The sequence below is a fragment of the Pseudomonas sp. MWU12-3103b genome (assembly GCF_023100615.1).
Classification (GTDB): domain Bacteria; phylum Pseudomonadota; class Gammaproteobacteria; order Pseudomonadales; family Pseudomonadaceae; genus Aquipseudomonas; species Aquipseudomonas putida_A.
Map to the genome: position 1 here is coordinate 101,204 of NZ_JALMEY010000010.1, position 12,082 is coordinate 113,285.

Genomic DNA, 12,082 nt, shown 5'->3' on the forward strand with positions numbered 1-12,082 from the left:
AGGCGCTGCCGCAGGCTGCGATCTTTCAGGCGTTGACGGTGTTATGAGGTTTGTTCACTTGCTGCCGCTTCAAGCAGTCGCGTCTCACGCATCCCCAAACCACGGGACAACGCTGTGGCTTCGTAGAAGATTTTGCCGTTGAGCTGATCGGCGACGGCATCGCTGTTACCGCCGGCCGGGCCACGGCCCCAGGTCACGACTTCGCCGCTGGAGGTCAGCGCGGCGAAGGCATGGGTGTTGCCATAAATGGCGCGGACGTTGATCAACCTGGCCGCAATGGCATCCGGGATTTCCCCACCTCGATCAGCAGTCCCCCAGGCTACAACGGTGCCGTTGGCCCGCAATGCGGCAAAAGCAACTCCTGTGCATACCACCTGTACGACGTCAATCAGTAATGCAACCGGTGTTGGAATTGCCTGTTTTCCCCATCCCACGACACGCCCGCTGCTGAGCAGTGCGACGAATGATCCTTTGTTACCCGTTACCGTGCGGATGTCTGTCAATAAGGCGATCGGCGCAGGAACGCTTGCGCCAGCTGAAGGGTACCCCCAAGCAACAACGCTTCCATTGCTGCGTCGTGCGGCAAAGGCTGCTTCGGCCCCGCTCAGTTCCACAATGTCTGTAAGCAGTTTGATCTTGCCAGGCACGGATCCCCCGTAACCGTAGTCTCCCCATGCCACTACAGCACCATTGGCACGCAGGGCTGCAAAAGCGTAGCTGGTAGCGACTAAATCAACGATGTCATCCAATGCCCCGATAGCCGTAGGCAAATTACCTCCATGGGTTTGGTGCCCCCAAGCCACTACCGAACCATTGGCCCGTAGCGCAGCAAAGGCGTAGAGGTTGCCAATCACTTTGACGACATCCCTCAGCGCAGGTATCGGTTGTGGAAGTGTTGCCCCAAAATCAGTTCGTCCCCACGCCACCAAGCTCCCATCGCGACGCAGCGCACAGAACACATAACCGTTGCCACTTACGGCTACGATATCCCGCAAAAGACTGATAGGTTCCGACACATCTCCCCCCATTCCCCTCAGCCCCCAAGCCAATACCGCACCAGAGGCCTGTCGTGCCGCAAAGGCATAACCGCAAGCACTCAGCGATATAGCATCAGAAATGGCCGGTAACGAATCCCCCAGATCCCCACCACGGGCTGGCTTACCCCATGCCACCAGCGCTCCACGTTCGGTACGTGCCGCAAAGGCGGCGCTATTTTCTTCTTGGCTGGCTACAAAATTACCGTTCCCGCACAGGTTCTGCGGATTGATCGTCACCTGATCATCACTGATCCGCACATGCAGCAGCCGATCCGGCCGAGTGTCACGGAACGTCGTGCCACTGACCTCGCCCTCCTCGCCGTTATAACGCCACCAGGCCCTGATCGGCTGCCGGGTGGTTGCATCCAGCGCGGTCAACCACGCAGTCCCGCCGCCATAAATCTGGTAATTACCCCGCGAGCGCGCGCCCATCACCAGCAAGCGTCCCGTCCCCAGCGTTGCACGCACGTCATAAACCGCCACCCGCGAGTACTGGCGACCACCGGCTTGGCGCACCACGGTGCAATCCAACGAGATCTCCCGCCCGACATTGGCCAACACCACCGACTGCGGCACGCTGATCAGTTTGTCGCGCCCCGCTTCTCCGCTCTCCACGCGAAACGGCACGATGGCGGTACCGCCGCCGGCAACGCCGATCCAGCGGATCTCGCCGCTATCGCCCACCCTCAAGCCATACGCCGCAGCCAGACGTACGGTTGCACCTACCGCTGGCACCGCGCTCGCATCGATCTGGTCGCCGCGCGCGCCATCAATTGAGGGCGGATCGAAATCCAGCAGGGCATTGCCGACCCGCAAGGTCAGTGGAAAGGAGTAACCCAGGGTCTTGCCGTCACGCACGATGAAATAGTCGATGACAATCCGGCGATTGAGGTTGTTGGTCACAAACTGTTTAGGCACCGTGAACGGCACTTCCTTACCCGCAGTTTGCGCTGTAAGACGCAGTGAGCCACTGGTGCTGCCGTTACCGCCCGTACCGCGCCAGCGATAACTCACCAGGTCTTCGGGCAGTGTCTGCAGATACGGCACAATCAATTTACAGCCCAGCGGCGGGACGGCTTCCGGATCGATCAACGACGTGCCAGGCACCGCCTCTTCAACGCGCGGCGTCACGAACAGCGGTTGCACTTCGCCCACCTGCATCTCGAACGGCAACGACTCGCGCACGTTGAGTGTCGCCTCATCATCATTGGCGATGGTATAGAACACCGAGACCTGCAAGCCGTCGAAACGCTGGATCTCCGCATTCGAGACATTGCGCAACACCGGCTCGTCATCCGGTACATCGCCAACCGGGCGCGGGTCTTCGTAATAGACAATGCCGCCGCCGGGACGCGTGGCCTCCCAGATCAGCGTCAACAGGTCACTGGCGGCGCGTCCGGCAAACCATGGAATGCGCACGGTGGCCCAGCGTTCGTCCGGGTTCAGCGTACCGGTAGGGGCTTCGTCCACCGTAGGAGACGGCAGTCGGAAGGTCTCTCCCGTCACCGAAATACCGACGGTCTTGGACGGCCGATCGGCCGCACCCGTTCGCTTGAGTATGTAGGAGACACTGGCCCGGCCTTTGGCAATGGCTCGTACCTTGTCATTCGGGACAGTGAATATCAGCGCAACACCGACTCGTGTCACCGGCAGCTCTACCGGGCCATGGTCGATCGGTGCGCCCTCGGCGTTGATTCCTCGCCAGGTCAATGCGACGACATCCTGCTCCTGGAAGGTGCCAGCGGGGGTATTGACCAGAACTTTCACGTCGTCATCATTCAGTTTGTCGAGGTCGATTTCGTGAGTCTCCGGATCGGCCGCCTGCACGATAGGCGCATCCAGACGATTTCCTTTCAGATCCACCAAGATGCGGGTTTTCGCCGACCACGGTGACCGTGGATCCGGATAGTTGCCACACTCATCGATCACCTGGTGCACCACGATCACCCCGGCGCTATCACCTGCCTGCTCGATCAGTCTCTTTTCGAAGGTCACGATCAGCGGGTTACGCACAGGGTCGTCAATATGTTTTTGCTCGACAAGGGCGTTTTTCTCTACGCTGCCCCACGCCACTTTGACACGGTCGTTGATACGCATGAAGGGGTACGGCAGGATCGTGATCGGCACACCCGCCGCGGCCTCCCCGGGGCCGACGCCGTTGTCGATGATGCTTTGGAGAATGTGGTAGCGCAGGTTCTGGTTGCCGGGCGTTGACTGGTCGTCATCGAAGCCGCCGGGGCGATCCAGTTTGACGAAGAACCTTTGCAGCGGTGTTGACTCAGGTTCCTGAAACGGCCGGGTCACTCGATAAAAAACCGGATAGGCCTCCCCTCTGCGGATATGCCCCTCATCGATAACCCCTTTGATGAGTTCGTTTTCATCTTCCGGCTCGATGTCTTTACTCCAGACCGGCGCCTGCAGGTCGCCCCAGAACACCTCAAGCAGATCACCCGCCTCCATGACCAGCCAGGGAGGGACCAGAAAATCGACGCCTCCCTCCACGGCGGCCACCGGCAAACCACCGTCATAGCCCTGCACGGGAGTCTTGAGTTTGGTGATCCTTATGGGCTTGAGCGCGTTCACGCCTGGATCAGAAGACGTAGAGGCTGATGGTGATTGCGTTTTCATACAAGCAACTCCTCAAGTGACAGAAAGCCCCGGCCCGACGCCTTGGCGACTGCGGTATCCCATCACCCGAAGCTGCCGACCCGCTACTGTCAGATCTGACAGTAGCGACAGACGGCATCGGCCACGACCTACTGATCTTTCAAGCCCTTGGGCAAGCCCGCCCGTTTGCCAGTAAACTCCCCCCTCTTTAGCCGCCCATCATTCCCCCGCGGCCATCACCTATTTCTGTAGCGGAGTCCACCTTGCGTCTGTTCCACACCTCCGACTGGCACCTTGGACAAAACCTGCACGGCCAGGAGCGCGATTTCGAGCATGCGTGCTTTCTCGAATGGCTGCTGCGCCAACTGCAACTGGCGCAGCCGGATGTGCTGCTGATTGCCGGTGACATCTTTGACACGGTCAATCCGCCGGTCAAAGCCCAGGAACGCCTCTACGACTTCATCGTCAGCGCTCACGAGCAGCAACCGTTGCTGACCATCGTGATGATTGCCGGCAACCACGATTCCGGCTCGCGCATCGAACTGCCGGCGCCGTTGATGCGCCGCTTGCGCACCCATGCACTGGGGCGGGTGTTGTGGCTGGATGACGGCCAGCTCGACGCCGAACGGCTGCTGCTGCCACTGCCAAATGCCCAAGGCGAGATCGCCGCGTGGTGCCTGGCGCTGCCGTTCCTGCGCCCGGCGGAAGTGACCGGTGCGCATCTGGGCGACAACTATTTGCACGGTATCGGTCAGGTGCATGAATGGCTGATCGAAGCCGCCAATGCCAAGCGCCAACCGGGTCAGGCGCTGGTCGCCATCAGTCACGCGCACATGGCTGGCGGCTCGGTCTCGGAAGACTCCGAGCGCAGCCTGATCATCGGTAACGCCGAAGCGCTGCCAGCCAGCCTGTTCGGGCCGAGCATCAGCTATGTCGCCCTCGGCCATTTGCACAAGCCGCAGAAGGTCAACGGTGAAGAGCGCATTCGCTACAGCGGCTCGCCGATTCCGTTGTCGTTTTCGGAGATCGGTTATCAGCACCAGATTCTCGACGTCACCCTCGACGGCGAAACCCTGGTCAGTGTCGAACCAAAACTGATTCCAAGGTCGGTCAACCTGCAACGCATCGGCCCGGCGCCACTGGCGGAGATTCTGCTGCAACTGGCTGACCTGCCGAACATTGATCTGCTAGCCGAAACCCAGCGCCAGCCATGGCTGGAAGTGCGCGTAACCCTCGACGAACCGCAGCCGGATCTGCGCCATCAGGTGGAAAACGCCCTGCAAGGCAAAGCCGTACGCTTGGTGCGGATCGCCGCCGAGTACGCCGGCAACCGTGGCGCCGATGGCAGCGACGACGGCAGCGCGCTGGTCGAACTGGATCAACTCACTCCGCAGGAGCTGTTCAGCCGCGCCTGGCTCGACAACTATGGCAACGAGGTCGATGAGCAGACCCTCAAGGACTTCGCCGAACTGCTGCAGGACGTACAGATGGAGGGCGAGCAGCCATGAAGATTCTCGCCATTCGCTTGAAGAACCTTGCTTCGCTGGCCGGGCCGTTCGAGATTGATTTCACCGCCGAACCGCTGGCCAGTGCTGGCCTGTTCGCGATCACCGGGCCGACCGGCGCCGGTAAAAGTACCCTGCTCGACGCCCTGTGCCTGGCGTTGTTCGGCGCCGTGCCGCGCCTGAACAACACCGGCCGTGACGCCAAGGTGCCGGACGCCGACGGTGAAATCGCCACCGGCGACCCGCGCACCTTGCTGCGCCGTGGTACCGGTGAAGGTTATGCGGAGGTGGATTTCGTCGGCGTCGATGGCCGCCGTTACCGTGCGCGCTGGGAAGCCAACCGTGCCCGGGAAAAGGCTGGCGGCAAGTTGCAGGCCAGCCGGCAGAGCCTGCGTGACATCGATCAGGATCAACTGCTCGCCAGTCAGAAAGGCGAGTACAAGACCCAACTCGAAGCCGCACTCGGTCTGAACTTCGAACAGTTCACCCGCGCCGTGCTGCTGGCCCAGAGCGAGTTCAGCGCGTTCCTCAAGGCCGACGACAACGACCGCAGCGAACTGCTGGAAAAACTCACCGACACCGCGCTCTACACCCGCCTTGGCCGCCGCGCCTTCGACAAGACCAAAGAGGCCCGCGAAGCGCACAAGCTGCTGCAGGATCAGGCCACCGGCGTCACTCCGCTCACCCCCGAAGCCCGGGCCGAACTGGACGAACGCTTCAACGCTGCCCAGCAACAGTTGAAGTTGCAGCAGGCGCAGCTCAAGCAACTGGAACAACAGCACAGTTGGCTCAAGGATTTGCGCCAGTTGCAGGACGCGCAGCAAGCCGCCGCCGAGCAACTGCACAGTGCGCAGCAACATTGGGAAGGTCTGGCGGGTGAACGCCTGAAACTGACGCGCCTGGAACAACTCGCCCCGCAGCGTCACCAGTTCGCGCGCAAGACTGAACTGGATGTGCAGCTGACGCCGCTGGCGGCACAGATTGCCGCGCATACCCAGCAACACGGCGAGCTCAACGAGCGCCAGACGCAACTGGAACAGGCGCTGGATGCGGCGAAAATCGCCCTGAGCGAAGCGCAGCAGCGGCACAGCGAAAGTGCCCCGCTGCTGCGTCAGGCCTTCGATGAGCAAAGCACCCTCGCCCGCCTCGCCAAGGACACCGCACTCAGCGCCGAGGCCCGGCAGTCCGCCGAGCAAGCCTGCACCGAAGGCCAGAGCGCGATTCAAGCGTTGCAGACGAAACAGGCCGAAGTCGCTGAGCGCTTGCAGAAAATCGCCGCCGAACTGGAACAAAGTGCCGATCTGGCACCGCTCAGCGAAGCATGGAATGCCTATCGCGATCGCCTGCAACAGCTGATGCTGATCGGCAATCGCCTGAACAAGGGCCAGGCCGAACTGGCGACCCTCAAACAGAACGCCGCGCACAGCGCCGACGCGTTGGCCACGCAGAAACAGCAACTGGAAGTGCTGTTCAAAGAGGCCGGCGCCGAGCCGGATGCCGTCGCCGAGCAGATCGGTATCCTCGGCAATCTGTTGCAAGACAACCGCAAACAGCTGCGCGCCATCGAAGACCTGACGCGGCTGTGGGCCAGTCAGCAGGAGCTGGAAAAACGCGGCGCCGAGCTGCAACAGCGCCTGCTCGATGCACAGCAGGAACGTGAACGTCTGACCCAGGACGGGGTGAAAACCAAGGCCGAGCTGACCGTCGCCGAACAAACCCTCAACGTCACCCGTGAACTGCTCGAACGCCAGCGTCTGGCCCGCAGCGCCAGTGTCGAAGAGCTGCGCGCGCAGTTGCAGGACGACCAGCCCTGCCCGGTCTGCGGCAGCAACGAGCATCCGTATCATCATCCGGAAGCACTGCTGCAAAGCCTCGGCCGTCATGATGAAAGCGAACAGGCCAACGCGCAGCAAGCGGTGGATCAGCTCAAGGAAAAACTCACCGAGCTGCGCGCCGACGTCGGTGGCGTGATCGCCCGGCAGAAAGAGCTGTTGCAACAGCAGGAGCAATTGACCGTCCAGCAACAGGCACTAGCGCCGAGTCTGGAGGCCCATCCGCTGGCGCCTCAGTTGCTGAATCAGGACGCCGACAAGCGTGACGCCTGGCTGGCCCGGCAGAACGATCAGTTGAACCAGAGCATCACTCAGGACGAACAACGCCAGAGCGCCCTGCTCACCCTGCAACAGGACGCGGCGCGCTTGACCCAGCAACTGCGCAATGCCGAAACCGCGCATCAGCAAGCGGCGCAGCACCTGAGCAACCAACAACGCGAACTGAGCAGCGACCGTCAGCGTCTCGACGAGGAACTGACTGCGTTCGCCAGCCTGCTGCCGGCCGACACCCTCGAAGCCTTGCGTATCGAGCCGGCGGCGACTTTCATGCAGCTCGATCGGCAGATTGCCGAGCGCCTGGCGCAAGTCGAGCAGCAAAAGGAAGAACTGGCCGAACAGCAGCAACGCCAGCAGACGCTGGAGAAAGAACAGGATCGCCAGCTCAGCCGCGTACAGCAACTGCAAAGCGCCGAGCAGCAATTCAGCGCGCTGGCTGAGCAGCAACAGGCCTGCCAGGCGAAACTCGCGCAACTGCTGGGCGAACACAGCAGCGCCGAGCACTGGCAGCAGCAACTGGAACAGGCTGTGGATCAGGCGCGCAACGCCGAAACCGGCACCGCTGCGGAACTGCAGAACGTGCGCACGCAACGGGTGCAGATTGGCGCCGAACTCAAGGCTCAGCAAGAACGCTTGCAGGCGCTGCAAAGCGAAGACGACGAACTGACACAGAAGATTGCCGACTGGCGCGCACGCCATGCTGAACTGGATGACGGTGGTCTCGAAGACTTGCTGCGCGTCGATGACACGCAGCTCAGTGAACTGCGCCAGCGCTTGCAGCACAACGAAAAAGCCATCGAACAGGCCAAGGTGCTGCTGCAGGAACGTGATCAGCGTCTGGCCGATCATCAGGCGCAGCACAACGGTAATCTCGATGCCGAGCAACTCGCCAGCGCCCTCGCCGAGCTGCAGAACCAGTTCAACCTCAGTGAGCAACAGTGCGCCGAACTGCGCGCCGAACAAGCTGAAGATCAGCGCCGGCAGAATGCCAATCAGGCACTCGCGCAGCAGATCGCCGACGCCTATGCCGAGTACCAGCGCTGGGCGCGTCTGAATGCGTTGATCGGCTCGGCCACCGGCGACACCTTCCGCAAGATCGCCCAGGCCTACAACCTCGACCTGCTGGTACATCACGCCAACGTGCAGCTGCGCCAACTGGTCAAACGCTATCGCTTGAAACGCGGTGGCAGCATGCTCGGCCTGCTGGTGATGGATACCGAGATGGGCGACGAATTGCGCTCGGTGCATTCGCTGTCCGGCGGCGAAACCTTCCTGGTGTCGCTGGCCCTTGCATTGGGGCTGGCATCGATGGCCTCGAGCACGCTGAAAATCGAATCGCTGTTCATCGACGAAGGCTTCGGCAGCCTCGATCCGGAATCGCTGCAACTGGCCATGGATGCCCTCGACGGCTTGCAGGCGCAGGGGCGCAAGGTCGCGGTGATTTCCCACGTCCAGGAAATGCACGAACGGATTCCGGTGCAGATTCAGGTGCAACGCCAAGGCAACGGCTTGAGCACACTGGAGGTGAAATGAACACGTTGTATTCATTCCGCCGCTGCCCGTACGCGATGCGTGCGCGGATGGCCCTGCGTTATTCGGGCGTACCGGTGGAGATCGTCGAAGTCAGCCTCAAGGCCAAACCGGCCGCGATGCTGGCGATCTCGCCCAAAGGCACGGTACCGGTGCTGGATGCGGCGGGTCGGGTGATCGATGAGAGCCTGGAGATCATGCGCTGGGCGTTGGCACAGAATGATCCTGACAACTGGTTGCTCGGCGGTGATTCACGGATTGCCGAGTTGATCGAAGCCAACGATCAGGCATTCAAGCTGCATCTGAATCGCTACAAATACGCCGAGCGCTATCCCGAGCAGCCGATGGAGGTTTATCGGGCTGAGGGCGCGTTATTTCTGCAGAGGCTGGATGGGTTGCTTGAAGGTCGGGATTATTTGCTGAGTGATCATCCGTGTCTTGCGGATATCGCGTTGCTGCCGTTCGTTCGGCAGTTTGCGCATGTGGATCGCGAGTGGTTTGCGCAGACGCCTTATGTGCGGTTGCAAGCGTGGTTGCAGCGCTTGCTCGAATCCGAGCTGTTCACGGCGATCATGAAGAAGTAACCCGAATTCCTGGTGCCGAGCTCCTTGTGGCGAGGGGATTCATCCCCGATGGGCGGCGAAGCTGCCCTGAAATCAGACACCTCGGTGTATCAGAATAATTCGGTTCGCCGGGTCTGGGGCCGCTTCGCGGCCCATCGGGGATGAATCCCCTCGCCACAATGGTTCGCTCACTCTAAGCCAGTACGGCGCACATACCGAGTGCCGAGCAATCCACTTCAAACGGCCCGAGGAAATCGACCTCAGCCTTGATCGGCGGATTGCCGGCCAGCAACCCTTGGGAGTTGGCCCGTTCGATATTGTGCGCAATGCTGTGATTGGCCTCTATGGCCCGCGCTAGCGCACCCACCGAGCCTTGGCCGAAGCCGAGCAACGCCGCACCATTGGTTATCAGTGCCAGCCCGGCGATGACCCAGAGTCTATAGCCTTTCATGCGCCGCCCACTCCTGCGAGTTCAGCACGATCAACCAGCACGTCTGCGCGGTGTTCGAACTGGATGCCGGGGTGCGCGACTTCGATCGGTGCGTCGAAGCTGTGTTGGGTTTGCGCGGCGATGCTGACAAACAGCACCAGGGCCAGGTAAAGACCGATGGCCAGGTAGGCGCCGCGCTTGGCTGAGGTGATGATTGAACTGGCCATGATGTGCTCCGTGGGCATGTTTCAGTGCCGTCAGGATCAATCAAAAAAGCCGAAGCAACCACTCAGGGTTTTCCATAGTGAACATCAGCTTGGTTGATTATTTAGCCGGTCTATCTCAGCTTTGGAGAAAACCTATCGAGCGCAGATTTTTCGATCACGCATACGTGTAGGAGCTGCCGAAGGCTGCGATCTTTTGACGTTGAAGATCAAAAGATCGCAGCCTTCGGCAGCTCCTACAGGGAGTTGTTCGAAGCGGGCATTTCAGTGTTGGGCTTTGTGATCCAGTGCGGCATAGAAGTTGGCGCTCTGTTGCAGGTATTTCTGGGTGTAGCTCTGGGTGTGGGATTTTTTGCTGCTAACTTCAGCGTTGGCACTGGCTGGCAATGCAACGGTGGCAGAGATGGCGGAAGCGGCGATGATCGAGAAGAGATTGAAGTTCATGGCGGTAACCCTCGTATTCGGTTGGCTTGCTTTGCCCGGTTGGGCCGTGAAGCAAACTTAACGCTCGAGGGTTGATCGCTTGAAATGCTTTGTAGCATTACCGGATATCAGCGCGATTAATACAACGAGACAGGCCCCGTAAACCGGGGCCTGTGGCTTATTGTCGCACGAGAAACTTCAGGTCGCTGGGGGCGTCCATCGGCAGTTTTTGCACGGTTTTGCCGAGCAGACCGGTCTTGGCGTCACGCTCGACGACGACAATTTCGTTGCTCTTCTGATTGGCGATCAGCAGGAACTTGCCACTCGGATCGAGGCTGAACTCACGCGGGTGATCGCCTTCCACCGAACGCTTTTGCAGCTCTTTGAGCTGCCCGGTCGCCGGATCGATGCTGAACACCAGCAGTTGATTGGCGGTGCCACGGTTGCTGACGTAGAGGAACTTGCCATCGGCCGAGGCATGCAGCGCGGCGGCGGCTTTGTCCGAGGTCGGCTGACCCGCTGCCAGATCGACCATTTGCGTCTGGGTCAGCACGCCGTCGTGGTAGTCGAACACCGCGACCTGCGCGCTCATTTCCATGGTCAGCCAGGCATGCTTGCCGTCGGCACTGAACAGCAGATGACGCGGGCCGCTGCCGGCCGGCAGGCTCACCGAAGCGGTTTTCGCCGGGGTCAGCGGCAGGTCCGGGTTGGCCTTCGGGTCGAACTGGTAGATGAAGACCTTGTCCGCCCCGAGGTCGTTGGAGAACACATAGCGACCGTCCGGCGAGGACACCGTCGAGTGCACGTGGTTCGAGGCCTGACGCTCGGGGTTGACCCGGCTCGCCGGGTGCGCGCTCATCTGCACCACGGGTTTGAGCTTGCCATCAGCGCCGACCGGCAACACCGCGAGGGTGCCGCCCGGATCTTCCACCACCGAATAGTTGCTGACGAACAGATGGCTGGCATCGCCGCTGAGGCTAGAATGGGTCGGCTCGTTGCCCAGGCTCTGCACTTGATTGATCAGGGTCAGAGTGTGGGTCTTCGGATCGATCGAGTAGCTGCTGACGCGGCCGACCGGATCTTTCTGGCCGGGGCCGTTTTCGTTGACCACGAACAGATGCTTCTGGTCTTTGGACAAGGTCAGCCACGACGGGTTTTCGCTCTTCACCACTTGCAGCGGCATGGCAGCGATCTGTCCGGTGGCGCTATCGAAATTCATTCGATAGATGCCTTGGCTGGTGCCAGCGGTGTAGGAGCCCACCAGCAATTGATAGGTCTCGGCGCTGGCACTGGACAGGCCCATCGCACCGACGCTGCCGGCCATCAGCAGTGGCCAGAATTTACGCATGTTCATTGATCATCTTCCTCGTCGTCGCTGCTGCTGACTACGTCGCCGACGCAGACCAAACGGTGCTCGCCGGTGGTCTTGGTGTCGCTGGCGTAGCCAATGATCAGCCAGCTCTGCAGGTCTTCATCAAACGTCGCCGCCGTAACCTGCGCCGGGGTGAACTCCCAATGCTTGGCCGTGCGGCCATCGATGCATTCGATGTGCAGGTTGTCGTCTTCGTCGAGGGCGAATTCGAAGGCATGCAAGCCATCGATTTCGACCATGCCGCAGTGTTCGAGGGCGTTGAGAAGGGTTTGGGCAGTCATGG

9 protein-coding genes are annotated in these 12,082 nt (G+C 60.8%); 3 read left to right on the forward strand and 6 right to left on the reverse strand.

All coding sequences use genetic code 11. From position 1 onward, the window contains the following. Window positions 1-41: 41 nt before the first annotated feature. The gene (locus tag M0808_RS16595; protein WP_247841910.1) at window positions 42-3,665 is read right to left on the reverse strand and encodes a hypothetical protein; all 3,624 of its coding nucleotides are present in this window, start codon (window positions 3,663-3,665) and stop codon (window positions 42-44) included. Between the two features lie 242 nt (window positions 3,666-3,907). On the opposite strand from M0808_RS16595, the gene M0808_RS16600 reads away from it, so the two are divergent. The 3 genes from M0808_RS16600 to M0808_RS16610 are packed head-to-tail and all read left to right on the forward strand — an operon-like array spanning window position 3,908 to window position 9,371. Then, window positions 3,908-5,152, forward strand: a complete 1,245-nt coding sequence (locus tag M0808_RS16600; protein ID WP_247841911.1) for an exonuclease SbcCD subunit D C-terminal domain-containing protein — start codon at window positions 3,908-3,910, stop codon at window positions 5,150-5,152. After that, the gene (locus M0808_RS16605; RefSeq protein WP_247841912.1) at window positions 5,149-8,790 is read left to right on the forward strand and encodes an AAA family ATPase; all 3,642 of its coding nucleotides are present in this window, start codon (window positions 5,149-5,151) and stop codon (window positions 8,788-8,790) included. The genes M0808_RS16600 and M0808_RS16605 overlap by 4 nt, the downstream gene beginning before the upstream one ends. Further along, on the forward strand, window positions 8,787-9,371 hold the full coding sequence (locus M0808_RS16610; protein ID WP_247841913.1) for a glutathione S-transferase: 585 nt from the start codon (window positions 8,787-8,789) through the stop codon (window positions 9,369-9,371). Before M0808_RS16605 ends, M0808_RS16610 begins: the two co-directional genes overlap by 4 nt. Before the next feature lie 172 nt (window positions 9,372-9,543). On the opposite strand, the gene M0808_RS16615 is transcribed toward M0808_RS16610, so the two are convergent. From M0808_RS16615 to M0808_RS16635, 5 genes are all read right to left on the reverse strand, one after another. Beyond that, window positions 9,544-9,801, reverse strand: coding sequence for a hypothetical protein (locus tag M0808_RS16615; RefSeq protein ID WP_098964270.1), 258 nt, complete (start codon window positions 9,799-9,801; stop codon window positions 9,544-9,546). Next, the gene (locus M0808_RS16620; RefSeq protein ID WP_095136379.1) at window positions 9,798-10,007 is read right to left on the reverse strand and encodes a hypothetical protein; all 210 of its coding nucleotides are present in this window, start codon (window positions 10,005-10,007) and stop codon (window positions 9,798-9,800) included. The genes M0808_RS16615 and M0808_RS16620 overlap by 4 nt, the downstream gene beginning before the upstream one ends. Before the next feature lie 261 nt (window positions 10,008-10,268). Next, complete coding sequence (locus M0808_RS16625; RefSeq protein WP_247841914.1) at window positions 10,269-10,448, reverse strand: hypothetical protein; 180 nt, start codon at window positions 10,446-10,448, stop codon at window positions 10,269-10,271. Between the two features lie 157 nt (window positions 10,449-10,605). Next, complete coding sequence (locus tag M0808_RS16630; RefSeq protein WP_247841915.1) at window positions 10,606-11,781, reverse strand: lactonase family protein; 1,176 nt, start codon at window positions 11,779-11,781, stop codon at window positions 10,606-10,608. Further along, window positions 11,778-12,080 carry a DUF5629 family protein gene (locus M0808_RS16635; RefSeq protein WP_098964272.1) on the reverse strand — a complete coding sequence of 101 codons (303 nt, stop codon included), beginning with the start codon at window positions 12,078-12,080 and terminating at the stop codon, window positions 11,778-11,780. Before M0808_RS16635 ends, M0808_RS16630 begins: the two co-directional genes overlap by 4 nt. Window positions 12,081-12,082 lie beyond the last annotated feature (2 nt).